The sequence below is a fragment of the Acidocella sp. C78 genome (genome assembly GCF_907164655.1).
Window position 1 is genome coordinate 25,646 of sequence record NZ_CAJQZK010000116.1, and the last position, 25,117, is coordinate 50,762.

The following is a 25,117-nucleotide window of genomic DNA, read 5'->3' on the forward strand; positions in this document are numbered from 1 at the left end:
AGCAATCTTGGAAACCAACCGACATGGCAATTCCTGTTTTCGTCCAGCATGGTCTTATCGCCATACGATTAGAAAGCATAATCGCCTAGATCCGCTTTCTGAAGCGTTTCACCAACGTTACGGCTTATGCATATTTATAGGCAACGCCTCGGGTGAGGCCGCAACCGACCATGTTGATTCGATACATATTATATTTTACAAAAATTTTATATTTATCAATATGTTAAATAAAATATGGGTAACATTTTTACAAATGTGCATATCGAGCGTATTTCTGATCGGAAGCTACCGATAGCAAAACAAACAACCATTGGTTGTTTTTTCATCGAAATACGTGCCCTTGCGTCACGTCAAAAGGCTCCCTTTCGCTTTTGCCGAAAACTTGTCACACTTGATTCAAGATGATTTTATATGGATCGTGTGCGGCGTTGAATGATGACGGCGTATTGTTGCTGGGCCCCTCGGGGTCTGGCAAATCCGACTTGCTGCTGAGACTTCTTAATCGGGGATTTCTGCTCGTTGCCGACGATCAGGTTCACATAGACGGTGAATTTGCATCGGCGCCACCCACCCTTGCGGGTATGATAGAATTATGGGGCGTAGGGATCTTCAAGGTGCCCGCAATCAGAACGGCCCGCCTACGTTTGGCTGTGCGGCTCGGGACCGGACAAGAGCGGTTGCCATATCCCAAAAACAACACCGAGCTTAACATTCCAGAAATTTTCATCGATCCGCATCTGGATTCGGCGCCTATCAAGGTTCAATGGGCGCTCGACGCTCTCGTTGGGCGTCGTGAACAGATTTGTGGATGCTTTGTATCATGAGAGATCAACCCAACCGGTTGATCATTGTAACCGGACTGTCCGGCGCAGGCCGTAATTCAGGGTTACGAGCGCTGGAAGATATCGGCTATGAGGCGGTAGACAATCCGCCTCTGGCAATGGTGGAAACCCTCGCGCGCGGAGACAGGCCTCTCGCTGTTGGGATCGACAGCCGCACGAGAGATTTTTCCGTCGAGGATGTTCTATCCACGATCAATCGCCTGCGCTCGAACGACTCTATCCACCCGGAATTGCTGTTCCTCACCGCCAGCCCTGAAGCCTTACAACGCCGGTTCAGTGAAACCAGAAGACGCCATCCTCTGGCGCTGACCGGCAGGGTGACGGAAGGAATCGACGCAGAACAGGCTCTGACACTGCCTCTTCGGAACCAAGCTGACTGGGTCATAGATACATCACAATTATCATTGACCGGTCTGCGTCAGATCATCGAGCAGAGGTTTGGCCTTGGCGGGCCGGGGATGACCATCACCCTGGTGTCATTTGGCTTTCCCTCCGGGCTGCCTCAGGAAGCCGACCTTGTGATTGACGTACGATTCCTCAGGAATCCGCATTACATACCCGACCTGCGGGAAAAGACCGGGCTTGACCCCGCCGTGAGAACCTATATCTCCGAAGATCCTGATTTCCCCGAGTTCTACGAGCGGGTCGGCGGCCTGATTGAATTCCTGTTGCCGCGTTTTGTTCGCGAGGGCAAGAAATACGTTATGATTGCAATTGGTTGTACGGGCGGAAAGCATCGCTCCGTTTCGTTTGTCGAGATGCTTGGAACAAGGCTGAGCGACCGGGGATGGGGCGTGCTCATCGAGCATCGAAATCTGGATATCAGAGCCGTTCATGCCCGCCGCCAGAACGCCAGTGGCAATGTTGCCATCCCGCCGATTCCCGGAGTTGAACAATGATCGGCATGGTTTTGGTGAGTCACGGCAATCTTGGAGTCGCGTTGCGGGACGCCCTGGAACATGTCGTTGGCCCTCAGCGCAATATCGCGACAGTTTCGGTTGAGGCCGATGCTGATATAGAGACGCAACGGAAGGAAATTGCAGAACGGGTTTCTGAGGTCGATGCCGGCGACGGTGTCGTCGTGCTGACGGATATGTTTGGCGGCACGCCATGCAACCTTGCCATGAGTATGCTTGAGCGTGATGACGTCGAAGTCATCGCTGGCGTAAATCTTCCGATGCTCGTAAAGCTTGCAAAAATACGCGGCTCATACAATCTGTCTGACGCAGTTCACTGTGCTGAAGAAGCCGGCCGGAAATATATTGCCTGCGGATCAGACATTCTCCACCCATCTACTCCGAAACGCGCCTGCGGATGAATACAGATCAACTGCCTATCCGGCTGACTCAAACTGTCACCATACCCAATACCCGCGGGCTTCATGCCCGAGCGGCTGCGAAACTCGTGACTCTCGCAGAAAAATTCAGTGCCGCACTGGAAGTGTCGCGGGATGGACAAACCGTATCCGCGCAGTCGATCATGGGATTGATGATGCTGGGCGCCGGGCTTGGTTCAACCGTCGAGATTGCGGCGGAAGGGTGGGACGCGAAAGAAGCCCTCGCTGCGGTTGTTGAGTTGATCGAAGCGGGCTTTTACGAGAACGGCTGAGGAGAAATAGAGGACTGCACGATCCTCCGGGACCGGATACAGTGCACCTTATCATTGAAAAATCTGAGCATTTTTATCCGATCCGGTAAATTCATCTGATCGGATGATACTCTGATATTTCGTACCAATAGAAACAGGCTTTGGAGTTTGCCCAAAGCCTGTTTACGTGTTGCTGAATATGTAATTCAGTTTTTGCGATTACCCATGAACTGCAAGAGAAACAGGAACAGGTTGATAAAATTCAAATATAGCTGAAGTGCATCATATACACTGCGTTTCGCCGCTACGCCTTCACCGAAGCGATAACCGTACTGGATGTAATCTGCCTTGATTCTCTGCGTATCGTACGCGGCAAGGCCAGTGAATATAAGAACGCCGATCGCACTGATCGCGAACTGCACAACTGGCGAATGCAGGAAAATATTGACGATCATGGCGACCAGCAATCCAATGACCCCCATTACCAGAAAACTACCAAATTTGGTCAGATCATTACGTGTCGTGTAGCCGTAAAGGCTCATGCTGCCAAAGGTCACCGCTGTAACGAAGAACGTCGTCAGGATTGACTGGCCGGTATAGACAAGAAAGATGTTGGTCAAACTCGCACCCATCACGGCGCAGAATGCCCAAAACAATCCCTGGGCCTGCACGGTGCTGAGCTTGTTCACGCCAAACGACATTATGAGCATGAACCCAAGCGGCGCGAAAATGCTGATATAGGCCAGAACGCCAGGCTGTCGCACCATTGCACCGCCAGGTGCCGCGACAAGGGGGTAAAAGGCGTTGACAAGGCCGGTATTTGCGATTGCGTAGGAGACGATCGCCGTGAGCAGAAGGCCAGACGCCATCCAATTATAGACCCGCAGCATATACGCCCGCAGACCTTCGTCCAGAACGCCTGTACCTGCCGCAACCGATGCGCTGCGATAGGAACGCATGTCAGGACCCATAGCCATGATTGCTTGCTACTCCTCGTCAGGCGGCGGAATGCCGTCTTTAATCTTATTTTGGCCATTCGCGCCCGCCGATCAAGCATAATCGGCGGGCGGAGGATGAGATCGGTGTAACGATTTGGCGTTCGTCGGTCCGTCAGCTCAGCGTCGCAGGCCGAGACGGCCAATCAGAGCTTCGTAACGCTTGACATCCTGGCGTTTGACGTAATCCAGAAGGCGACGGCGACGACCGACAAGCATCAGAAGACCGCGGCGCGAGTGGAAATCCTTCGCATGCGTCTTCAGGTGCTCGGTAAGATTGACGATCCGCTCGGTCAAAAGCGCAACCTGCACTTCCGGGCTGCCAGTGTCGCTGGGCTTTTTTGCGTATTCGCCAATCAGTTCCTGCCGGCGATCCGGTGTAATCGACATCGGGTATACTCCTGTTTCTAAAGTTAAAGCACACGTTCGGGCTTGAGCAGGCCATCACTCAGCCTGCCCAGAGCCACAAAACGGCCGCCCGTCATCAGCCGTGCCAACCCACCATTGGGATCACATGACGAATGAATCCGCCCCATGAACTGGACAAGGCTCAAAGCCTGGCCATTTCCAAGGGCAGCAGCCTCCGCTTCACTCAGGGCCAGAGCCGGGATGTCGTCCAGCGCGGTCCCGACAGGAAGCAGGAAACTCGAATCAGCACCGGGGCTATCGCCGGAATCGGTAATCTTGTCCAGCGTAATCGCACCCGCCTCATCGAACGGGCCAACGGAAAGGCGGCGCAGCGCGGCGATGTGTCCAACGGTGTTCGCCGCCAGCGCCACGTCGCGCGCGAGCGATCGCATGTAGACGCCTTTTCCCGATTCGACCTCGAAGATGGCATGATCGGCATCGGGGCGCTCGATCAGTTCAAACCGCGACACCTGCGCCGGACGAGGCGGCAGTTCCGGCGCCAACCCGGCACGCGCCAGATCATACGCTCGTTCACCACCAATCTTGATGGCGGAGAAAGCGGGCGGCACCTGCATGATATTGCCCCGGAATTTCTCCAGCACTCCTTCGATTGCAGCGGTTTCAGGACGAAAGGTCGATGTGGCGACAACCGACCCATCCGCATCGTCGGTATCACGGGCTTCACCGAAACGAAGGGTAAAACGATAGCGCTTGGTGCCATCCATGACGTAGGGCACCATCTTCGTGGCGCGCCCAAGGGCTATCGGCAGAATCCCTGTTGCCAGCGGATCGAGTGTGCCGCCATGACCGACTTTCGCGGCCTGCAATGCTCTTTTGATACGAGCCACAGCGTGAGCACTGGTAATCCCTTGTGGCTTGTCCAGTACGATCCAGCCGTCGATGATGCGTCCGCGTTTTTGCCGCGGCTGATGAGGCGCCATATTATCCTGCAATGTCTCTGGGGTGCTGCGCCTGATAGCGAAGCCGGCATGCCATGGCAAACGAAACAGGCTTTGAACGTAGGAAATCAGGCCTGATTGAGGTCGATCAGAGCCTGCCGGATCTTCCGCCCCCGCAAGACCTTGTCCTCGATGTACGCGGCATCGCCCCAACGAACGGCCCGCGCCATGGCCTGCGCGTCTTCCGTGAAGCGCGCGAGCATTTCCAGCAAAGCCTCCCGATTGTTCAGGAAGACGTCTCGCCACATGGTCGGGTCTGACGCTGCGATACGCGTGAAATCCCGGAAACCGGAAGCCGCGAACTGCAGAACTTCCTTTCTGGTCTCGTCCGCCAGATCATCGGCCGTCCCGCAAATCGTGAAGGCGATCAGGTGGGGCAGATGGCTTACGATGGCCACGACACGATCGTGATGAGCGGCATCCATCACGCTGACCATTGCGCCGGCACGCTCCCAAAACAACCTGATGCGGCTGACCGCGTCCTGGTCGGTTCCGGTCGCAGGGGTGAGCAGGCACCATCGACCCTTGAACAGATCGGCGAACCCGGCATCGGGGCCGGAAAATTCTGTGCCTGCCATGGGGTGGGCCGGCACGAAATGAACACCGTCCGGAAGATGCGGTCCGATATCACGGATGACCGACTGCTTGGTCGATCCGACATCGCTGACAATCGCTCCTGGAGCAAGATGAGGACCCACGATCTCCGCCAAGGCGGCATAGGCACCGACTGGTGCGCAAAATATCACGCAGTCGGCCCCCTGCACGGCGCGCGCCGGGTCGATCTCGCATTCATCGGCGATGCCGAGTTCAGCAACCCGATCGAGAGTTGCCTGCGTGCGCGCATGGGCAACGACGGTCCGGGCGATACCCCCACGCTCGCGGGCGACCCGCGCAATCGATGATCCGATCAGCCCGAATCCCAGCAATACGAGGCGGTTGAACAGCGGCTCAGGCATGCCGTTGGCCGAATTCGTCGAGCGCGTCGGCGACGGCGGCGCATTCATCATCGGTCCCGATCGTGATTCTGAGGCATTGGGGCAATCCATAAGCCGCCACTTGCCGGACAATGATGCCTCGGCTGCGCAGGTGCATGTCTGCGGCGACCGCACGATCGGACGTTTCAAGATCGGCAAGCACGAAATTCGCGCTGCTGGGCCACACGCGGAACCCCGCCCGCTCGATACGCGCCGACAGTTCAGCCCGCGCGCGCGTGTTGTGGGACCGGCTGCGTTCAACCCACCCTTGCTCGGCCAGCGCGGCAACTCCCGCAGCCGAAGCAGGACCGCTGACGTTGAAGGGCATCCTTGTCCGGTTGAGTACGTCGACGATGGCAGGCGATGCATACGCCCATCCGAGTCTCAGGCCACCCAGACCAAACATCTTGGAAAATGTCCGGGTCATCACCGTGTTTTCGCTCGCGTCGACAAGGCCGTTACCAGGATCATAGTCGCTGTCTTCGACATATTCCGCATAGGCCGCATCCAGCACCAGCAGGACATGCGATGGCAACGCACGACGCAGGCGCGCAATGTCGGCGGATGGCACGAGCGTGCCAGTGGGGTTATTCGGGTTGGCCAGAAACACAAGCCGGGTGGCCGGTGTCACTTCGGCAAGCAGGGCATCGACATCGGCCGTAAGGTCGCGCTCCGGCGCCTTGCGTACCTCCATCCCCGCGAGCCGCGCCGCGATCTCGTAAATCAGAAATCCATGGCGGCTCATGATCAGTTCAGTGCCGGGCCCGCCATAGGACTGGATGAGCAGGGAAATCAGATCGTCAGACCCGTTGCCGCATACAATTCTCGATGGATCGAGATCAAAAAACCGGCCAATCGCATGCCGTAATTCGACGGCGCCTCCATCAGGGTATCTGTGGAGTTTCGGCGCGACGCTCTGAAAAGCGGACATCGCCCCGGGAGGAGGTCCAAAGGCCCCTTCATTGGACGAAAGCTTGATGACCCGGCTGACCCCACGCAAGTGAGATTCACCGCCCACATAGGGCGGCACCGAAAATACGGCGGGCCGAGCGGCGGGCGATCCGGTCATCGCATCATGCCCGGCGCGCCGGCAGGCTTCGCATAGGAACCAAGCGCAACCGGCGGTGCAGGAAACGCCGAAATGGCCGCGAGCCGCGGATCATCCCGCGAGATATAACCATCTACATCCGCCAGCGCGTAGGCCGCCTCCCGCCTGGCGATCCGGCGGATCAGCAACGAACCGACATCGAGACCTGCATCACGCAGGATCCCGAGAATGCGTGCCGTGCTGGTATCGGGAACAATCTCGATCCCGATCAAGCTTCTATCGTCGCCGCTCGCATCCGGGACGAACGACGACACGACATAAGCTTCCGACTGGGGCACTCCCTCACCGCGCCGCGCCCAGAATGGCAGCTTCGCGACGATCGACAGGCGCGGCAATCCGCCATGCATCAGGCCCACCCACCATGCCGCCTGATCATCATCCTCATCGGATGGTATGGGCAGCACGGCCGCATGGGCGATTTCACCGGTGATATCTGTGAGTGCCTGAGAGGGCGTGCGATGCCGGCGCATGGAGGTCAGCGGCCCGAAATGTTCGCGAGCCAGGGCCACCAATTCGGCCTGCCCACCGTCGGCAACGGCAACAACAAGCCCACCCTCGATCATCAAGGCACCGGAAAAGAGCTCTCGCCAGATCCTGACGATCGTGTGGGGTGGCAGCCCCCCCTGATGCCGCGCGAGCAGCCGGCGCAGGATCGCGGCCTCGCGACCGGGACGGATCATCACGCCGCGCTTGCCGCCTTGCGAGCGCACGCGTTCGATGATCTCGGCGCGCTGCATCAGCATATCGTGGATACGGTCGTCCAGAGAATCGATTTCGGCGCGGAGCCGGGAAAGCGTCTCCGGGGCGGTATCCTGAGGAGGTGATGCAGGCGGAATTTCAGACATGGCGTTCCAATAAGCTCAATTCGGTTCTATCTGATACAGGAGGCTCGCCACACGGCAAGCCCCATCCTTGCCGCATGCTTGGGTTGAGCGCATATCCTGCGAGCCATGGACCACTCACCCTTTCCCGATATTCCCCATCAGAAGGTATCGTTTCCCGATGGCCTAGCTCTGGATTGCGGCGTGACGCTCCAGCGGCTGGAAGTCGCATACAGAACATATGGCACACTCAGTGCACAAAAAGACAACGCGGTTCTGATCTGCCATGCCCTGACCGGTGACCAGTATGTGGCTGAACAGCACCCGCTCACCGGCAAACCAGGCTGGTGGAATGCCCTGGTGGGGCCGGGCAAGCCGATCGACACACAGCGTTTTTTCGTGGTCTGTGCGAATGTTCTGGGTGGATGCATGGGCTCGACAGGCCCCCGCAGCCCCAAGAGCCATGCAAGTGACGACGCCTGGTCGGTCGACTTTCCCGCGATCACCGTTCAGGACATGGTGAGAGCCCAGAAAAAGCTGATCGACTGGCTGGGAATCGAACGACTTTTCGCCGTTGTCGGCGGCTCGATGGGCGGCATGCAGGTCCTGGCCTGGGCGTCGTTGTATCCCGACCAGGTCTTCGCTGCCGTTCCGATCGCGACTGCGCCGTACCACTCCGCGCAGAACATCGCCTTCCATGAGGTTGGCCGGCAGGCGATCTATACCGATCCAGACTTTCATGATGGCCACTACCGCGCGCACGGCGTGATCCCGGCGCGCGGGCTCGCTGTCGCCCGCATGACGGCGCACATCACCTATCTCTCCGAAGCAGCGCTGACTCGAAAGTTCGGCCGGCGCCTGCAGCGCCAGACCCCCCTCGCCTCGCCGCTATTCGGAGAGCGTTTCGCTGTCGAGAGCTACCTGGAGCATCAGGGATCCAGTTTTGTGCGCCGGTTCGATGCGAATTCCTACATCGTGATCACCCGGGCCATGGACTATTTCGATCTCGCTGCTGACCATGGCGGGTCGCTGGCCGCGGCGTTTCGCCATACGAAATCGCGTTTCCTGCTGGTCTCGTTCAGTTCCGACTGGTTGTTTCCGACCGCCGAAAGCCGGACGATGGCGCGTGCGCTCAACCAGGTTGCCGCAAATGTCAGCTTTGTCGAAATCCTGAGCGACAAGGGGCACGATGCCTTCCTGCTCGATGAGCCTGATTTCCATCGCACTGTGGCTGGCTTCATCGCCGGCGCAGCCGAGGCCGCGGGGGTGCAATGAACCAGGCAACACCGGTGCGGTTCGTCGCGAAGAATCTGCGTGTCGATCTTGAGCTGATCGCCGGGATGATCCCCCCGGGCTCGCGCGTGCTGGATATCGGCTGCGGCGACGGCGCATTGATCGACCTTCTCGCCCGGACCCGGCGGTGCGATGCCCGCGGCATCGAGATCGATATGGCCGAGGTCACCCGCGCCGTTGCCCATGGCCTGCCCGTGATGCAGGGGGATGCGGATACCGACCTGATCCATTACCCCGACGACGCGTTCGATTATGTCGTGCTGTCGCGCACGCTCCAGGCCGTCGAACAGCCACGCGAAGTGCTGCGCCAGATGCTGCGCGTCGGCAGCAGAGCCATCGTCAGCTTTCCGAATTTTGGCCACTGGAGCCTGCGCTGGCAGCTATTCTCGACAGGCCGCATGCCGATGACCACGACGTGGAACCGGATGTGGTACGAAACCCCAAACATCCACCCTTGCACAATCCGGGATTTCTTCGATCTCTGCGCGAAGGACCACTATCAGGTCGAGCAATGGCTTGCGGCCGACGAGGCGGGTCGACGCGCTCCCTGGCGGCGCTTTCCACTCCTGGCCAATCTTTTCGGAGAACAGGGGTTGTTCGTGCTGAAGCGCGAACCCACCGTGGAAATCTGAAACCGGTATCGCGCCCCCGCTCATGGATGCAGTGATCGTCAAGACCCTGACCAAGTGCTTCGGCACTGTTCGCGCCGTCGACAGCGTCAGCTTCAGCCTCCCGGCCGGGACGACTTGCGGCCTGCTGGGAGGCAACGGCGCCGGCAAGACAACCACGATTTCGATGCTGCTTGGTATTCTGGCGCCGGACGCAGGCTCGATCGAAATACTCGGACACGACATGGCGCGGGACAGGTTCGCGGCACTCGCCCGGATGAACTATTCCTCACCCTATGTCGCGCTGCCCATGCGGCTGACCGTCGGAGAAAATCTCCGCGTCTACGGCCATCTCTATAATGTGCCGCGGCTTGAGAACAGAATTCGCGAACTGGCGCGGGATTTCGACCTCGAGGCGCTCCTCCCGCGCAAGGCGGGAGCGCTTTCTGCGGGACAAAAAACCCGGGTCGCGCTGGCCAAGGCCCTGATCAACCGCCCGTCACTGCTGCTGCTCGACGAGCCGACAGCCAGTCTCGATCCGGATACAGCGGATTACGTTCGCGGCGTTCTCGAGCGATATCGCGACGAAACCGGCGCGGCCATTCTGCTTGCATCGCACAACATGGCCGAAGTCGAGCGACTCTGCTCGCAGGTGCTGATGATGAAGGGAGGACGAATCGTCGACCGTGGTCCGCCGACAGATCTGATCGCGCGCTATGGCCGCGACGATCTGGAACAGGTGTTTCTGGCCATCGCGCGCAATCCGGAGCCGCTTGCATCGTGATGGCTCCGCTTCGCCGCATATGGGGGCTGATCTATCGGCATTTCTGCCTCTATCGGCGGTCCTGGCCGCGGGTTCTCGAACTTGCCTACTGGCCGACCCTGGAATTGCTGATCTGGGGATTTACGGCTGCATTCGTCATGAAGGGTCATGCCGACGTGACGATTCGCACCGCCAGTGCGCTGATCGGCGGCGTCCTGCTCTGGGAAGTCGCCTTGCGCGCCCAGATGGGGGTGACGATTTCGTTTCTGGAGGAAATCTGGTCGCGCAATCTCGGCCATGTCTTCGTCAGCCCGCTACGGCCGCACGAAATGATCATGGCACTTCTCGGCGTGTCGGTCCTGCGCACGGTCGCGGGGCTGACGCCCGCCGCCGGTATCGCCTTTTTTCTTTACGAATTCAATATCTTCGCGTTCGGACCTGTCCTCATCCTGTTTATCATCAATCTCTTCCTGATGGGGTGGTGGCTGGCGCTCGGCGTGATTTCCCTCCTGTTCCGCTACGGGGCATCGGCCGAGGCGCTCGCCTGGACCCTGGCATTCGGACTCACCCCGGTCGCCTGCGTGTTTTACCCGGTCTCGGTTCTGCCGCCGTGGCTCCGGCCGGTTGCTGAAGCCCTTCCGGCTGCGCATATCTTCGCCGGCATGCGCACCGCGCTTTATCGGCACGAAACGGATATCGGCCAGCTTGCGATTGCCGCCGGCCTCAACCTGTTCTGGATGTGCTGCGCCGGGTTGATATTCGCGCTGCAGTTCAGGGCGGCCCGCCGTAGCGGCGCTCTGGTCACGATCGGCGAATGATTCTTCGTCCCCCCTCACGCAACCCACGGAAACCGACATGACCCCGACGACGTTCTGGCTGATCCGGCATGCGACCGTCACGCCCGCGGCGCTCGCATTGCTCTATGGCCAGATGGATGTCCCGATCTGCGAGTTGCGCCGCGTGCGGGATGCGCCGCGCTACGCGGCACTCGCCCAGGTCCTGCCCCGCCCGGCGCAATGGGTCGTCACGCCGCTGTCGCGCACGAGCCTGACTGCGGAAGCAATCATGAGCGCGGGGTATGGGCCAGTGACCCCTCGCGTGGAAGCCTCCCTCATCGAGCAGGATTTCGGAACATGGCAAGGCATGCGGATGGACAAATTCGCTGAACGAGGCACGCAGCACCCGTTCTGGCCCGTGGGGGGCGACGAACAGCCGCCCGAGGGGGAGAGTTTCGCCCAGCTACGCCAAAGGGTGGGCGCCGGTCTCGAGCGGTTGCGCGCCGATCATGAAGGACAGCATGTCGTCGCGGTGTCTCATGGTGGCGCCATCCGCGCGGCAATCGCCCATGCACTGGACCTTACGGCGCACCAGGCCCTGAGCCTCGCCATCGAGAATTTGTCGGTCACGCGGCTCGAGCGCCACGGAAGCGCGTGGAGGGTCGTAACGGTCAATGAACAAATTTCCATTTGAACGCCAGCCCGATCCGGGCCACATCCGGACAACAGATGTCCAGAGCGGAGACGAGCAATGACGGAACGCAAGACGACGGCATGGCGCCAGGTGCGAAAGGCGCTCTATGCCGGGGTTACGGCACTGTCGATCACGGTTCCCCTTGCGTCCTGCGCTTCGGGTGCCGGCTCGCCGAACGCCGCTCAGGAACTCGTCGACCGGTCAACCCTCACGGTCGAGACCATGCTCGGATCGGGGACCGCTTCGGCCGGGCAGGCCACCCAGATGCTCCGAAATGCCAAGGCGGTGGTGGTCTGTCCGCGTATCTTCAAGGCAGGCTTCTTCATTGGCGGGGAAGGCGGAAGCTGCGTGCTGGTTTCACGCGCGGCCGGTGGTTCATGGTCTGATCCGGCTTTCTACACGATGGGGAGCGGCAGCTTCGGTCTTCAGATCGGCGCGCAGGATGCCGAGGTCATCATGATGCTGATGAACGACACCGCGCTGAACGCGTTCCTTAGCAGCCAGTTCAAGGTTGGTGCCGATGCCGGCGTTTCGGTGGCCACGATCGGCGCAGGGATCGGTGGCTCGACCGGAACGGCACTTGGCGCCGATATCGTCACATTTGCCAAGGCGCGCGGGCTTTACGGTGGCATTTCTCTGTCAGGCTCTGTTTTCTCGAATGATGAGGCACTCGACCAGCAATATTACGGACAGGCCATCGCCCCGCGCCAGATCGTGGTCAACATGGCGGTCAACAATGCCGGCGCCAATCCGCTGCGGGCAATGCTCTCCAGATACGGTGGCTAAAGCCCTTATCCAAAAGGATTATTCCTGCGCGGGGATGACATCACAACGGATGATCTTGGGGACGCATGGCGGATCTTGGCACGCAACCCCGCGAATTTTTAGGGCTGGCCACCGCCGCATGCCGTTTGATTGTCGCACCAGGCACCAATGTTGGCGTTCCGATCCTTTTCTGGCTTCCGCGTCCGGGCTAGACTGCACCCATGTCGCAATCCGGTGTTGAACCGTTCTGGCGTCGGAAACGCCTTGGAGAGATGACCCAATCGGAATGGGAATCCCTCTGCGATGGTTGCGGCCGGTGTTGCCTGCACAAGTTGAGAGACGAGGAAACGAATGAACTCGCCTTCACGGATGTTTCTTGTCATCAGCTTGACCTGAGGACGGGACGGTGTCTCGACTATAAAAATCGCCTGCGAAAGGTTCCCGACTGCACAGCGTTGACGCCCGAGCTCGTTGAGACGATCGACTGGCTGCCGCCCTCTTGCGCTTACCGCCTCGTTGCCGAGGGGCGCGATCTCCCGGATTGGCATCCACTGCGCACGGGCGATCCGGAAAGCACATGTCGGGCCGGCGCATCGGTGGCCGGACGGGTGCGAACAGAAAGATCCGTTGAAAATCTGGAGGATCATATCGTTGAGTGGCCGGTTCTCTGGCCGCGAGCCGGTCATCACGACAAATAGGATTTCCTGATGCCCCTCGTGCCGTTCAGCATCACTCCGGTAGAAGAGGCTGAGCCCGTCGTCGTCGCCGGCATGCAGACCACGATCATCTGGCGGAAAAACGAACGGGCGAGGCGGGTTGCATTGCGTATCGATCCGCAAGCAGGCCGGATCGTCATCACGTTGCCGCCGCGCGGATCGCGGCAGGCCGGGCTGGCTCTGCTGCGGGGACACGAATCATGGGTTGCAGAACGACTGGCCTCCCTGCCGCCCGCACTCGTGATCGCGGACGGAAATGAAATCCCGGTTTTCGGTCAACCGCACAGGATCGTGCACGATGTACGAGCCCGCGGCGGGGCCGTGATCGAGACCCCGGTGATACGGGTTTCCGGCCACCCGGATTTCCTCGCCCGACGCGTGCGCGACATGTTGCGCGATCTGGCCTTTCGCGAATTCTCGGCAATGGCGCGGAGAATGGCGGCACAGTTCCATGCCCGCCCCGGTGAGGTCCGGATCAAGGATACCAGGACCCGGTGGGGTAGTTGCACCGCCGATGGAACGATGATGTTCTCCTGGCGTCTGATCATGGCTCCACGCTTCGTTCAGCACTATGTTGTCGCACACGAAACAGCTCATTTGCGTCATATGAACCATGGACCGGATTTCTGGACGCTGGTCGAGACCCTGACACCACACCGCGCAGAGGCGGCAGGCTGGCTGCGTCGCGAAGGCCCCGGACTCCTGCGGATTTCCTGACCGCCACACATCTCAAACCCTATGAACAAGGCCAATCCATGAAAGCAGTCGCCTTTACGCATTCTCTGCCGATCACCGCGGATGACGCGCTGATCGATATCGAGGCGCCCGATCCCGTGCTGCGCGCCCATGATGTCCTGGTCGAGATCCGCGCCGTATCGGTGAATCCGGTCGATACGAAAATCAGACGCCGCAACGAACCACTCGGCGAGCCGCGCATCCTCGGCTTTGACGCCGCCGGCATCGTGCGGGCCGTAGGCCCCGGCGTGACCCGGTTCGGCATTGGTGACGAGGTGTTTTATGCTGGTTCCGTCGATCGTCAGGGGTCGAACGCGCAGTTCCAGGCGGTTGATGAGCGCCTTGTTGCCCGCAAACCCCGGTCTCTGAGCTTTGCCGAGGCGGCAGCTCTGCCACTGACCACTCTGACCGCGTGGGAAATGCTTTTCGACCGTTTCTCCATCCCGAGAGATCGGGTCCATCACGATACATTGCTGATCGTTGGCGGCGCCGGCGGCGTCGGCTCGATGGCGATCCAGCTGGCGCGCCAGCTTACCGGTCTCGTCGTGGTCGCAACGGCATCGCGACCGGAAACGATCAACTGGTGCGCCTCGCTCGGCGCTCATCACGTCATCGACCACCATCATCCCCTGGCTGCCCAGCTCGAGATGGTCGAAGTCAGTGCGCCGAGTTACATTTTCTGCACAAATCATGTCGAAAAGCACTGGCGCGAACTGTGCCATGTGCTGGCTCCCGAAGGGCGGATCGGCCTCATCGAGTCGACGGGGCCGCTCGACATGCACGAGATATTCAACAAATCGGCCTCGGTGCATACCGAATACATGTTTGCCCGCTCGCTTCACCAGACAGCGCAGATGATCGAGCAGCATCATATCCTCCAGTCGGTAAGCCGCCTGATCGATCAGGAGGTTCTTCGTACCACGATGACCGAGAATTACGGGCCGATCACGGCAGCCAACCTGCGACGCGCGCATGCGGCCATGGAAAGCGGAACCACGCGCGGCAAGATCGTTCTCGAGGGATTTTGAGTGGAGGTCATTCTCGCCAGCACATCGGCCACGCGGCAATCGATGCTGCGATCCGCCGGCGTGATGGCAACTGCGGTTGCGTCTGATATCGACGAGGCGCCGATCAAGCAGTCCTTCCGGGACGCCGGCCAGTCGGCCGCCGCGGCGGCCATGGCGCTGGCGCGGGAAAAGGCGCTGGCCGTATCGGCCCGACACCCCGATCAGCTGGTGATCGGGGCCGATCAGATATTGGATTGCGAGGGTCGCTGGTTTGACAAACCAGCCGACGCATCAGCTGCAGCCGAACACTTGCGGAAGCTTTCAGGCCGCGTGCACCAGTTGGAAACCGCCATCGTCTGCGCGGCGGGGGGCGCATGTATCTGGGCGCATTCGGAGGCTCCCAGACTGAAAATGCGCCCCTTATCCGACGCATTCATCGCCGCTCATATCCGGTCGGAAGGCGATCGGATATTATACTCGGTTGGTGCTTACAGGCTGGAGGGGCCGGGCATTCAACTGTTCGAGCGGATCGATGGCGATTTCTTCGCCATACTCGGCCTCCCGCTCCTCCACCTGCTCAGTTTCTTGCGTCAGTTCGGAGTGCTGCCTTCCTGATCGGGCGTGGGCGCCTGTTCGGCGTCCACATTTTCAGCCGGCGCTGGAACGGAGAGCTGGGCTTCTTGCGAACGATGAACAATGTCTTCGAGGCGGGAGATCCGAGCTGCGAGGGTATCCGCATCGGCTCTCGCCCGAGCAGCAAGCTCCATCACCGCATCGAATTCGTCACGCCTGACCAGATCGAGACGCCGGATTGCCTCATCCACCCGGGTGCGGACCATTGCGGAAATTTCGTCGCGCAAGCCGCTGGCAGCAGACAGGGCGCCGCCAGCGAGGCCCGCCAGATCATCAAAAAATCGCGGTCTCTCGGTCATGCCTTTTCTCCTGCAAGTGGTGATGACGGATCATCGTATCCCCACTATAACCACGTCCATGATACTGGTCACGGGCGGGGCAGGGTTCATCGGCTCCAATCTCCATGCCGAATTGTACGGAAGCGGTCGGGAAACCGTCATTGTCGATCGGCTGCGTGCAAATGGAAAATGGCGCAACCTCAGGGCGCACCCTCCCTCGGCGATTGTTGATCCGGACGATCTGGAACATTTTCTCGCCAGCGATCCGCCAATAGACGCCATTGTCCATCTGGGGGCGATCAGTGAGACAACGGCATCGGACGGTGACCTCGTCTGGCGCTCGAACGTCATGCTCAGCCAGATGCTCTGGCGTTGGTGTGCCGCGAAAGAACGGCCGTTCATCTATGCATCCTCGGCATCGACCTATGGCGATGGCGCGTTCGGTTTTGATGATGATAACGACATCGATGCGCTCCGCAGGTTGCGCCCGCTCAACCTGTACGGGTGGTCAAAGCATGCATTCGATCTATGGGTTGCGGGCCAATGTGCGGCCGGCCGGCCTCGCCCCCCCCAATGGGCGGGATTGAAATTCTTCAATGTTTACGGCCCGAACGAGTACCACAAGGGCCGCATGATCTCGGTGATCAAGGTCAAGTATGACGAAGTCGCCGTAGGCGGACCTGCGCGCCTGTTCCGGTCCGACAGAGACGAGATCGCCGATGGCGAACAAGCCCGCGACTTCATCTGGGTCGATGATGTTGTCGCGGCGATCATGTTCCTGCTTGCTCACCCGGAGGTCAGCGGTCTGTTCAATCTGGGCACTGGAAAAGCGCGGAGCTACGCCGATCTGGCGCGCGCCGTGTGCGCCGCCTGCGGCGTTGCGGAGCGGATAGAATTTGTGCCAATGCCTCAAAATCTGGTCGGCCAGTATCAATCGTTCACCGAAGCGCGGATGGACCGCCTCCGCGCCGCAGGGTTCGACACGACGTTCACCACGCTCGAACAGGGCATTGAAACCTACATAAAGCGCTTTCTCGGCCGGCCGGACCCGTACCGATGAAAAATGTTTATATCTGGCCGCATTTCGATCCGATCCTGGTACGGTTCGGTCCGTTCGCCGTGCACTATTATGCTTTGGCCTACATCACGGCTTTGGTGCTTGGCTGGAGGCTGATGCGCCGGCTGGTCAGGGAAGCGCCCGTCGCCGCAACCCATGAACAGGTCGACGACTTCCTGTCCTGGGCAACGCTCGGGGTGGTTCTGGGGGGGCGGCTGGGCTACATCCTGTTCTATCAGCCCATTTATTTTCTTGACCACCTCAACCGCACCTACGCCGTGTGGGATGGCGGCATGAGCTTTCACGGCGGAATGCTGGGTGTCGCGGTTGCGATCCTGATCTACTGCAAGCGGAACGGCCTCGATCCGTGGCAGTTTGGCGACCGGGTAGCCGTGCCGGTGCCCATCGGGCTCTTCCTCGGCCGGATTGCGAATTTCGTGAATGGCGAGCTCTGGGGCCGCCCTGCCCCGTCATGGTTTCCATTTCGCATGATTTATCCGGAGTCGGGGTCGGACGTTCCTCGGTATCCTTCCGAGTTGATCGAAGCCACGCTCGAAGGGCTGGTCCTGTTCCTTGTGCTGTTCTTCGCCTCCCGCAACGAGCGTATCCGCAACCAGCCTGGATATCTCGGCGGCATGTTCGTGATGGGCTACGGCATCGCACGAACGGTTGCCGAAGGCTTCCGCCAGCCAGACTGGTTCCTTGGATATTTGATGTTCGGGCTGACCATGGGCCAGTTGCTCTCCATCCCGATGATCGTGATCGGTGCGACCATGATCTGGCGGGCGAAATATGTTACTCGCCCGCAGGTGGCTTCAGCCGGGGCATGATCGCGCGGCTGGACGCTTTCATGGCGCGGGCCAACGCCGCCTACTACGCAAAATGTGATCCGTTCAAGGATTTTACCACAGCGCCGGAAGTCAGCCAGGTTTTTGGCGAACTGATCGGCCTCTGGTCGGCTATCGCTTGGGAAAAGCTCGGTCGCCCAGGCGTCTTTTCTCTGGTTGAAGCCGGACCAGGGAATGGGCACCTGATGACGGACGCGCTGCGCGCCGCCGGCCGCGCCATGCCGGATTTCATCCAAGCCGCGGAAATACACCTGATCGAGACGTCGCCGCGATTGATCCCCCTGTTACGGCAAAAACTCCCGCAGGCTGAAATACACGCGGATCTGTCGACGATCCCCGATCGGCCAATCCTGCTTGTCGCGAACGAATTCCTCGATGCGCTGCCGATACGCCAATTCATCAGGCGCGGAGCAAGCTGGCATGAACGTTATGTGGCGGATGGAAATTTTATCGAGGTGCCCACCGATGTCGCTCTACCCGGCGCGCCAGACGGCGCGATCATCGAGCGCAATGAGGGCGGAGAAGCGTTTGTGCGCGACCTTGGCAAACGTATCGCAACTCGCGGCGGCGCGGCGCTGCTGATCGATTATGGCCATGATAGCGGCGGCGCCGGCGCAACCCTTCAGGCGATTGAAAATGGTAGACCTGCGGATCCGCTCGCGAATCCTGGCCGCAGCGATCTTACAGCACATGTCGATTTTGCTCGTATGGCCTTGATAGGTCATCAAGCGGGCGTCGATATCCAGGGCCCCCAGCCTCAGGGCGCCTTTCTCGCGACGATGGGCATTCATGAACGCACCGCCCAGCTCGGGCGTCACGCTCAACCCGACGACGCAATACGGCTGCTTGCGGCCACACAGCGGCTCACCGCACCGGAAGCAATGGGTAGCCTTTTCCGTGTAATGGCCCTGGCTCCACGAGGATTTGAACGACTTCCGGGATTTTTGTCATGATACCTTTCACCACTGCGGGGCTCGCCTCCCCCCATGGCTTTTTCTCAAGACGGGGTGGCGTCTCCGAGGGAGCGTATGGAAGCCTGAATTGCGGGCAATATGGCAAGGACGATCCCCTGAACGTTGCCGAGAACCGTTCCCGCGCCATGCGCGCCATCGGGGGAATACCCAACCAGCTTGTCGGGCTGAAACAGGTGCATGGCGCGCGGGTTATCCTGAATCCTGTGCCCGGAGCCGCGATGATTGAAGCGGATGCGATGGTCACCGACCAGCCGGCGATCGGCCTCGGCATCATTACCGCAGATTGCGCGCCGGTTCTGTTCAGCTCGCACGATGGCAAAATCGTGGGCGCCGCCCATGCTGGATGGCGCGGCGCGGTTGCTGGTATTCTTGAACAGACCACGGAGCTGATGCGCCGGATCGGCGCCGAGGGAATAAGCGCAGCAATCGGCCCGTGCATTCACAAAGAGAGTTACGAGGTGGGGGCAGACATGCGGCAGGCCGTGCTGGCCCGCGCAGCCGAAGATGCACGCTTTTTTTCGAATGGCAGACCTGGGCATTGGCACTTCGATCTCCCCGGCTACTGCGCCGCGCGTCTTGCGGCAATCGGTATCCAGACAACGATCCTGCCGCATGACACGCTGGCCGATGAGACGGGCTATTTCTCCCATCGTCGCCGGACCCTCCGCAGTGAAGGCCCCGGCGGGCATCAGATATCGATCATCATGAGGCGTGCATGAAACGCCTGGTCTGGGTGGCCTTCACACTCTTGCTGGCTGGATGCGGAACCTTGCCCCAGCCCCTGCTCGGCAAGCCGGGGATTGAGGGCGCGCACCTCGCCGTGCCGCCGCCCCCGGTTCTGGTCATCACCCCTTCCCCTGCCGCATTGCTCGGAGGCAGCGCGTCGAAGGCCTACGCTCACGATCTGGCCCGCGCGCTGGATGACCAGAATGTTCCGGCCATGGTCCGCATCCCGCAAAGCTACGATTGGGAACTTCTGGCGACAGCGACCACTTCCGCGGGGCTGACAACTCCAGACTTCAGAATCATCGGCCCCAATCACAAAACATACGGCCATCTGGCAGGCCAGCCCGTGAATGCCGCCCAGTGGGCAGAGGGCAATCCGGAAACCATCGCCCATACCGCCGCGTCGGCCGCCCCACGCCTCGCCAGGCAACTCGCCGCGATCAATGCCGCTGTGCAACAGAGCAATCCGGCCTCTCTTGAAAATCGTCCTCCCCAGGTGCTGCTCCTCGGCGTTACCGGTGCTCCTGGCGATGGCGACCACGCCCTGAAACTTGACCTCTCACGAGATCTGCCAAGACAGGGCATCGTCCTGGTTGAAGATAAATCGGACGCTGATTTTCTGGTCAGCGGTAACGTGAAGATAAGCCATATCCATAAATCGGTTCATAATGCCGAAAATAATCTGGTTGAGCTCGATTGGACGGTCAAAGACCAGCGTGGCACCTTCGTCGGCAAAGTATCTCAGTTACATGACCTGAAAAGCAGCGAAATGGTTCCGTATTGGGGTGATGTTGCTGCCGCAGCAGCCCAGCAGGCAGCTCTGGGACTCAGACAGGTTATCCGGAACGCGACGTTGCGGCATGACGTTGCGGCGAAGACTGGCAATAAACTTCGGAAAGATCCCATAGCGGCGCAACGGCCCTGACATTGAAGGTCAGTTCTGTCGCGCCGCGAACATCCAGCAGAGCACCCCCGTCTGTCCATCTGAAGCAGTCGGACCCAATATTTTCAGGTTCGTAAAACCCGGATTCGAAGCATTCAGCGGACATATCGACCACCGCTGAGTCCAGCATGACGTTGCCGATGGCAATCCCGAGTTTGCGCCAGTCCTCCGAGGCGGGATTCAGTTCAGCCGGGCGTGATGTTGATGACCGCAACTCGACCCTATGAGTTCCATGCGGCAGCCGATACACGCTGATTGCCGCTGTATCGCCCATTGGTACGAGAGCCTTGCCGTTCACGCAGACCCCAAAATTTCCAGGTATCTGCCGAAAACCGCGCGCGACGAGCCGATATTGCACAACGGTCCTGATGCGCGCGAGATGGGGGCCTTGATCGAGGATGGGCGCGCAAACCCGTTCCGGATCGCGGGCGAGGTGGTCGAAGCCGGCAAAGAGCATGACGTGACTGTCACAATCAAAAAACTGGTTTCGATTTCCACAATCAAGGTAGGTTTCGGTCGGTAGCATTTCCGCCAAAACCACATCATGGGTCTCGAGTTCGATATGGTGATATGTTACACTCGGCACGGATACCTGTCGTATCGAGAGTCCATTAATCAATTTTTTGATTTCAATGAGATATCCCTCAATCCAAATCGCATGATCCGGCGAGAGGTAAAGATCCCGGCATGGTTGACCTGAACCAAAGGCATCCTTCTCGATCAGCACGGGCAGAACCAACTCCGGCGATCGGTGCCGACGACAATCCACTCGTCGCTGGCCGTGCCAGACAATCTTGCGGCTGTCGCCATTCCGGGTGATGACATGATCCCCCTCGGACAGCGTTTCCACCAGCCGCAAGCCATCCGGCGTCAGAAGCCGGGTGCCGTGCTGATTCCGGGCTCAATTCGCCCGGGATTCCGAGATTAACTCGCCCGGGATTCCGGGAATTATTCGCCCACCTATTCCGAGATTAATTCGCCCACCTGTTCCGACTTTTATTCGCCCAGGCGGGCGGGGTTGGCCGGGTTGGCTTGAGGTCTCTGCTGGCTGGTTCAGGTTCCCTCCCTTTGGCTGATCGAGGGAGCGGATGAATGCCAGTGGAGCGGATTGCGATGCGCGATGTGCGCGAGATTGTCAGATTGAGGATGGCGGGGCTTTCGACCCGCCAGGTGGGGATCCGGGTCGGGGTTGCGGCATCGACGGTGCGCTTGACGCTGCGGCGACTGGAGGCGGCCGGGCTCGATGGGCCAGGGGCTCTGGCGCTGTCCGAAGCGGCATTGGAAAGGCGCTTGTTCGACGGCGCGGTGGGCAAGCGGCCGGGGCATCGACGTGTGGATGAGCCGGACTGGGGGCGTATCCGCCGCGAGTTGCAGCGCAAGCACGTGACGCTGTCGATCCTGTGGGACGAGTATATTGCCGAGCACCCGGATGGGTATCGCTACAGCCGGTTCTGCGAGCTCTACCGGAGCTGGGAAGCCCGGCTACCGGTGACGATGCGCCAGACCCACGCATCGGGCGAGAAGCTGTTCGTCGATTATGCCGGCGACACGGTGCCGGTGGTGATCGACCGGCTCACCGGCGAGACGCGTGCGGCCCAGATCTTCGTCGCCGTTCTCGGCGCATCGAGCTTCACCTATGCTGAGGCGACCTGGACCCAGACCCTGCCGGACTGGATCGAGGCGCATAATCGCACTCTGGCAGCAATTGGCGGCGTGCCGGCGCTGCTGGTGCCCGACAACGCCAGGGTCGCGATCATCCGCGCCTGCCTCTACGATCCACAGGTCAACCGGACCTACACCGATATGGCGCGCCATTACGGCACGGCCATTCTCCCGGCGCGGCCGCGGCGGCCGCGTGACAAGGCGAAGGTCGAGGTGGCGGTTTTGCTGGCGGAGCGGTGGCTGCTGGGCAAGCTGCGCAACCGGGCATTTTACGGCCTCGCCGAACTGAATGCCGCGATCGCTGAATTCTGCCGCTGGCTGAACGAGGAGCGGGTCGTCCGTCGCCTGGGGGCGACAAGACGGCATCTGCTGGAAACACTCGATCGTCCCGCGCTGAAGGAACTGCCGGCCGAACCCTATGTGCTGGCGCAATGGCGGCGCCGGCGGGTCGGCATCGATTATCACGTCGAGATCGAGAAGCATTTTTACTCCGTCCCCTACCGGCACGCCCGCGCCGAGGTCGAGGCCCGGTTCACCGTGCGCACGGTCGAGATCTTTCTCCGTGGCGAACGGATCGCCGTGCACGCACGCAGGCCGGGTAACGGCAAACACACGACGATCGCCGAGCACATGCCCTCGAGCCACCGGCGTTATGGCGACTGGACCATCGCACGGATCCATCAGGAAGCCGCACGGCTTGGTCCCTCGGTCGCGACACTCTGCACCCTGATCCTCGAACGCCGGCCTCATCCGGAGCAGGGGTTCCGCGCCTGCATCGGCATCCTTCGCCTGGCCCGCAGTGTTGGCGCCGACCGGCTCGATGCCGCGGCCGAGCGCGCGCTCACCATCGGCACCCTGACCTACGGCTCGGTCAAATCCATCCTCGATAACCGGCTGGAGCGAGCCGCCGGCACCGCCAGTCCCGATCCCACCCCGATCCGCCACCCCAACATCCGGGGCGGCGGATATTTCCACTGATGACAAGGAGAAGCCTCATGCTGAACCATCCGACCCTCGATCAGATCCACCAGCTCGGTCTTGCAGGCATGGCCCGCGCGTTCACCGAGCTGCACGCCAATCCCGAAACCCCCAGCCTCAGTCACGCCGAATGGCTCGGTCTTCTGCTCGACCGCGAGATCACCGTCCGACGTGACAAGCGGTTGAGCACAAGGCTGCGCCATGCCAGGCTGCGCCATGACGCTGCAATCGAGGATGTCGATTACCGGAGTGCCCGCGGCCTCGATCGGGCTCTGTTCCAGAAGCTGATCCAGGGTGAGTGGATCGACGCGCACGACAATCTCGTCCTGAGCGGGCCGACAGGGGTCGGAAAATCGTGGCTGGCCTGTGCCCTCGGTCACAAGGCATGTCGCGATGACAGGACCGTGCTCTATCAGCGCGCCCCCAAACTCTTCGCAGAACTCGCGGTCGCCCGCGCCGAAGGGCGTCACGGCCGGATGATCCGCACCCTCGGTGCCGTCAATCTACTGATCCTCGACGACTTCGGCCTTGCTCCACTCGACGCCGGCGCCCGTCACGACCTGCTCGAGATCGTCGAGGATCGCTACGGCCGCCGCGCCACCATCATCACCAGCCAGATCCCCCCGGCGCATTGGCATGAGCTGATCGGCGATCCGACCTACGCCGACGCCATTCTCGACCGTCTGCTCCACAATGCCCACCGCATCGAACTCACCGGCGAAAGCCTGCGCAAGATCCGCAAGCAAACCCCAAAAACCGCTTGACCCAACGAGAACAGGAGAGCAACGAAATCAACAGCCACAGAGACCGCTACCCGGGCGAATAAATCTCGGAATCCCCGGGCGAATAAACGTCGGAATCGTGGGCGAATTAAAATCGGAATCCATGGGCGAATTCTCCGGAATCCGCAGTGCCGTGCCGGAAGCACGGGACAACGACCTCTACTGTTTTAGGATTTGTGCCGCTGACAGCCTCGACCACCAGTGAACCAGGCGAAGTGGAAAATGTAATCTGGAATGGCGTTTGACCGTCGTTTAAGGTCAGAACGTTTCCCGTTAGAGCCGGACCGAAAAAGATAGTTGAGCGATTTCAGTAAGTTGTGATTCAGTTCGTTTGCGAAGACGGACGGAGACACGATGACCTGGACTGAAATCGCTCGGCGACGATATTGCCGGGCCGGATTGCGCTACGCAAGCGACCTCACCGACGCTGAATGGGCCATGATCGAGCCGTTCATGCCCGCTCCGCAGCATCGAGGCCGACCCCGAAGGGTGGCGCTTCGAAGGATTGTGGAGGCCATCTTCTACATGCTGGCAACCGGCTGTCAGTGGCGCCAGATCCCGAAGGAATTCGCTCCGTTCACCACCGTGCAGGGGTATTTCTACCGCTTCTGTCGTGACGGCACGTTCGATCGCATCAATCACGTCCTAGTCATGCAGGCGCGGGAAATGGCCGGACGCGAGGCTTCACCCACAGCCGGTGTGATCGACAGTCAGTCGGTCAAGACCACCGAAGCCGGCGGGCCGCGCGGGTTCGATGCCGGAAAGAAGATCAAGGGCCGCAAGCGCCACATCATCACAGATACAATCGGCCACCTCGTCGGTGCCGTCGTTCATCATGCCGGTATTCAGGACCGCGACGGGGCGCCCGACGTGCTCAAATCCGTCAAATCCCTGTATCCCTGGTTGCGGCACATATTCGCTGACGGCGGTTATGCCGGTCCTAAACTCAATGGACGCCTCGCCAAAATCGGCAAATGGACCATACAGATCGTAAAGCGCTCCGACGCCGCGAGCGGGTTTGAACTCCTGCCGCGGCGCTGGGTGGTAGAAAGAACCTTCGCCTGGCTCGGCAGATGCCGACGTCTCGCAAGGGATTTCGAGGCCACCGTTACCAGCGCCACCGCATGGCTCTTCCTCGCCCATATCCGCCTGCTCACACGAAAAATCGCCCGTCACCGATAGTCG

29 protein-coding genes and 1 pseudogene are annotated in these 25,117 nt (G+C 60.3%); 22 read left to right on the plus strand and 8 right to left on the minus strand.

Annotated features, from left to right (window positions below; translation table 11 throughout):
* Positions 1–401 precede the first annotated feature (401 nt).
* The 4 genes from ACIDOCELLA78_RS91870 to ACIDOCELLA78_RS91885 are packed head-to-tail and all read left to right on the plus strand — an operon-like array spanning position 402 to position 2,450.
* The gene (locus ACIDOCELLA78_RS91870) at positions 402–824 is read left to right on the plus strand and encodes an HPr kinase/phosphorylase (RefSeq protein WP_201729154.1); all 423 of its coding nucleotides are present in this window, start codon (positions 402–404) and stop codon (positions 822–824) included.
* Positions 821–1,741, plus strand: coding sequence for an RNase adapter RapZ (rapZ, locus tag ACIDOCELLA78_RS91875; RefSeq protein ID WP_201729155.1), 921 nt, complete (start codon positions 821–823; stop codon positions 1,739–1,741). The genes ACIDOCELLA78_RS91870 and rapZ overlap by 4 nt, the downstream gene beginning before the upstream one ends.
* Complete coding sequence (locus ACIDOCELLA78_RS91880) at positions 1,738–2,160, plus strand: PTS sugar transporter subunit IIA (protein WP_201729156.1); 423 nt, start codon at positions 1,738–1,740, stop codon at positions 2,158–2,160. The genes rapZ and ACIDOCELLA78_RS91880 overlap by 4 nt, the downstream gene beginning before the upstream one ends.
* Positions 2,157–2,450, plus strand: a complete 294-nt coding sequence (locus ACIDOCELLA78_RS91885; protein ID WP_201729157.1) for an HPr family phosphocarrier protein — start codon at positions 2,157–2,159, stop codon at positions 2,448–2,450. Before ACIDOCELLA78_RS91880 ends, ACIDOCELLA78_RS91885 begins: the two co-directional genes overlap by 4 nt.
* A gap of 185 nt (positions 2,451–2,635) precedes the next feature.
* On the opposite strand, the gene ACIDOCELLA78_RS91890 is transcribed toward ACIDOCELLA78_RS91885, so the two are convergent.
* From ACIDOCELLA78_RS91890 to ACIDOCELLA78_RS91915, 6 genes are all read right to left on the minus strand, one after another.
* Positions 2,636–3,406: a Bax inhibitor-1/YccA family protein gene (locus tag ACIDOCELLA78_RS91890; protein WP_201729158.1), complete on the minus strand. Its 771-nt coding sequence runs from the start codon at positions 3,404–3,406 to the stop codon at positions 2,636–2,638.
* Positions 3,407–3,544: 138 nt separating this feature from the next.
* Positions 3,545–3,814, minus strand: coding sequence for a 30S ribosomal protein S15 (rpsO, locus tag ACIDOCELLA78_RS91895; RefSeq protein ID WP_201729159.1), 270 nt, complete (start codon positions 3,812–3,814; stop codon positions 3,545–3,547).
* Positions 3,815–3,837: 23 nt separating this feature from the next.
* Positions 3,838–4,773, minus strand: coding sequence for a tRNA pseudouridine(55) synthase TruB (gene truB, locus ACIDOCELLA78_RS91900; protein WP_201729160.1), 936 nt, complete (start codon positions 4,771–4,773; stop codon positions 3,838–3,840).
* Between the two features lie 86 nt (positions 4,774–4,859).
* Positions 4,860–5,747 carry a prephenate/arogenate dehydrogenase family protein gene (locus ACIDOCELLA78_RS91905; RefSeq protein WP_201729193.1) on the minus strand — a complete coding sequence of 296 codons (888 nt, stop codon included), beginning with the start codon at positions 5,745–5,747 and terminating at the stop codon, positions 4,860–4,862.
* A complete protein-coding gene (gene hisC, locus ACIDOCELLA78_RS91910) occupies positions 5,740–6,834 on the minus strand; it encodes a histidinol-phosphate transaminase (protein WP_201729161.1) in 1,095 nt (364 codons plus the stop codon). Before hisC ends, ACIDOCELLA78_RS91905 begins: the two co-directional genes overlap by 8 nt.
* Positions 6,831–7,718, minus strand: a complete 888-nt coding sequence (locus ACIDOCELLA78_RS91915) for a chorismate mutase (RefSeq protein ID WP_201729162.1) — start codon at positions 7,716–7,718, stop codon at positions 6,831–6,833. Before ACIDOCELLA78_RS91915 ends, hisC begins: the two co-directional genes overlap by 4 nt.
* A gap of 105 nt (positions 7,719–7,823) precedes the next feature.
* Here ACIDOCELLA78_RS91915 and ACIDOCELLA78_RS91920 point away from each other — a divergent pair, with 105 nt between their 5' ends.
* The 10 genes from ACIDOCELLA78_RS91920 to ACIDOCELLA78_RS91965 all read left to right on the plus strand — a co-directional run bounded on the left by ACIDOCELLA78_RS91920 (position 7,824) and on the right by ACIDOCELLA78_RS91965 (position 15,666).
* On the plus strand, positions 7,824–8,969 hold the full coding sequence (locus ACIDOCELLA78_RS91920; protein WP_201729163.1) for a homoserine O-acetyltransferase: 1,146 nt from the start codon (positions 7,824–7,826) through the stop codon (positions 8,967–8,969).
* Positions 8,966–9,619, plus strand: a complete 654-nt coding sequence (gene metW / locus ACIDOCELLA78_RS91925) for a methionine biosynthesis protein MetW (protein ID WP_201729164.1) — start codon at positions 8,966–8,968, stop codon at positions 9,617–9,619. The genes ACIDOCELLA78_RS91920 and metW overlap by 4 nt, the downstream gene beginning before the upstream one ends.
* Before the next feature lie 22 nt (positions 9,620–9,641).
* Entirely contained in the window at positions 9,642–10,379 is a 738-nt protein-coding gene (locus ACIDOCELLA78_RS91930) for an ABC transporter ATP-binding protein (RefSeq protein WP_201729165.1), read from the plus strand.
* Positions 10,379–11,176 (plus strand): ABC transporter permease, encoded by a 798-nt coding sequence (locus tag ACIDOCELLA78_RS91935; RefSeq protein ID WP_249676231.1) that lies wholly within the window; start codon positions 10,379–10,381, stop codon positions 11,174–11,176. The genes ACIDOCELLA78_RS91930 and ACIDOCELLA78_RS91935 overlap by 1 nt, the downstream gene beginning before the upstream one ends.
* Before the next feature lie 37 nt (positions 11,177–11,213).
* A complete protein-coding gene (locus ACIDOCELLA78_RS91940; RefSeq protein WP_201729167.1) occupies positions 11,214–11,828 on the plus strand; it encodes a histidine phosphatase family protein in 615 nt (204 codons plus the stop codon).
* Between the two features lie 57 nt (positions 11,829–11,885).
* Complete coding sequence (locus tag ACIDOCELLA78_RS91945; RefSeq protein ID WP_201729168.1) at positions 11,886–12,614, plus strand: lipid-binding SYLF domain-containing protein; 729 nt, start codon at positions 11,886–11,888, stop codon at positions 12,612–12,614.
* 200 nt (positions 12,615–12,814) lie between these two features.
* Positions 12,815–13,291, plus strand: coding sequence for a YcgN family cysteine cluster protein (locus tag ACIDOCELLA78_RS91950; RefSeq protein ID WP_201729169.1), 477 nt, complete (start codon positions 12,815–12,817; stop codon positions 13,289–13,291).
* A 9-nt stretch (positions 13,292–13,300) separates the two neighbouring features.
* Positions 13,301–14,026, plus strand: coding sequence for a M48 family metallopeptidase (locus ACIDOCELLA78_RS91955; protein ID WP_201729170.1), 726 nt, complete (start codon positions 13,301–13,303; stop codon positions 14,024–14,026).
* Between the two features lie 38 nt (positions 14,027–14,064).
* Positions 14,065–15,072: a zinc-binding alcohol dehydrogenase family protein gene (locus ACIDOCELLA78_RS91960; protein ID WP_201729171.1), complete on the plus strand. Its 1,008-nt coding sequence runs from the start codon at positions 14,065–14,067 to the stop codon at positions 15,070–15,072.
* Complete coding sequence (locus ACIDOCELLA78_RS91965; RefSeq protein WP_201729172.1) at positions 15,073–15,666, plus strand: Maf family nucleotide pyrophosphatase; 594 nt, start codon at positions 15,073–15,075, stop codon at positions 15,664–15,666. It abuts the gene before it with no gap.
* Here the strand turns inward: ACIDOCELLA78_RS91965 and ACIDOCELLA78_RS91970 are convergent.
* Positions 15,642–15,983: an accessory factor UbiK family protein gene (locus ACIDOCELLA78_RS91970; protein ID WP_201729173.1), complete on the minus strand. Its 342-nt coding sequence runs from the start codon at positions 15,981–15,983 to the stop codon at positions 15,642–15,644. The two genes, ACIDOCELLA78_RS91965 and ACIDOCELLA78_RS91970, sit on opposite strands and share 25 nt — an antisense overlap.
* Before the next feature lie 58 nt (positions 15,984–16,041).
* On the opposite strand from ACIDOCELLA78_RS91970, the gene rfaD reads away from it, so the two are divergent.
* From rfaD to ACIDOCELLA78_RS91995, 5 genes are read left to right on the plus strand one after another with little or no spacing between them, the layout of a single operon-like run.
* Positions 16,042–17,022, plus strand: a complete 981-nt coding sequence (gene rfaD, locus ACIDOCELLA78_RS91975; protein WP_201729194.1) for an ADP-glyceromanno-heptose 6-epimerase — start codon at positions 16,042–16,044, stop codon at positions 17,020–17,022.
* Entirely contained in the window at positions 17,019–17,849 is an 831-nt protein-coding gene (gene lgt / locus ACIDOCELLA78_RS91980) for a prolipoprotein diacylglyceryl transferase (protein WP_201729174.1), read from the plus strand. Before rfaD ends, lgt begins: the two co-directional genes overlap by 4 nt.
* On the plus strand, positions 17,846–18,820 hold the full coding sequence (locus ACIDOCELLA78_RS91985; protein ID WP_201729175.1) for a class I SAM-dependent methyltransferase: 975 nt from the start codon (positions 17,846–17,848) through the stop codon (positions 18,818–18,820). Before lgt ends, ACIDOCELLA78_RS91985 begins: the two co-directional genes overlap by 4 nt.
* Positions 18,817–19,560, plus strand: a complete 744-nt coding sequence (gene pgeF, locus ACIDOCELLA78_RS91990; RefSeq protein ID WP_201729176.1) for a peptidoglycan editing factor PgeF — start codon at positions 18,817–18,819, stop codon at positions 19,558–19,560. Before ACIDOCELLA78_RS91985 ends, pgeF begins: the two co-directional genes overlap by 4 nt.
* Entirely contained in the window at positions 19,557–20,492 is a 936-nt protein-coding gene (locus ACIDOCELLA78_RS91995; RefSeq protein ID WP_201729177.1) for a hypothetical protein, read from the plus strand. The genes pgeF and ACIDOCELLA78_RS91995 overlap by 4 nt, the downstream gene beginning before the upstream one ends.
* Here ACIDOCELLA78_RS91995 and ACIDOCELLA78_RS92000 read toward each other — a convergent pair.
* A pseudogene (locus ACIDOCELLA78_RS92000) lies at positions 20,404–21,387 on the minus strand (Hint domain-containing protein); the annotation flags it as partial. The gene ACIDOCELLA78_RS91995 and the pseudogene ACIDOCELLA78_RS92000 overlap by 89 nt on opposite strands.
* A 236-nt stretch (positions 21,388–21,623) precedes the next feature.
* Between ACIDOCELLA78_RS92000 and istA the strand changes: the two are divergent.
* The 3 genes from istA to ACIDOCELLA78_RS92015 all read left to right on the plus strand — a co-directional run bounded on the left by istA (position 21,624) and on the right by ACIDOCELLA78_RS92015 (position 25,114).
* A complete protein-coding gene (gene istA, locus ACIDOCELLA78_RS92005) occupies positions 21,624–23,150 on the plus strand; it encodes an IS21 family transposase (RefSeq protein WP_201727680.1) in 1,527 nt (508 codons plus the stop codon).
* Positions 23,151–23,167: 17 nt separating this feature from the next.
* The gene (istB, locus tag ACIDOCELLA78_RS92010) at positions 23,168–23,914 is read left to right on the plus strand and encodes an IS21-like element helper ATPase IstB (protein WP_201727488.1); all 747 of its coding nucleotides are present in this window, start codon (positions 23,168–23,170) and stop codon (positions 23,912–23,914) included.
* A gap of 372 nt (positions 23,915–24,286) precedes the next feature.
* Positions 24,287–25,114 carry an IS5 family transposase gene (locus tag ACIDOCELLA78_RS92015; protein WP_201727504.1) on the plus strand — a complete coding sequence of 276 codons (828 nt, stop codon included), beginning with the start codon at positions 24,287–24,289 and terminating at the stop codon, positions 25,112–25,114.
* Positions 25,115–25,117 lie beyond the last annotated feature (3 nt).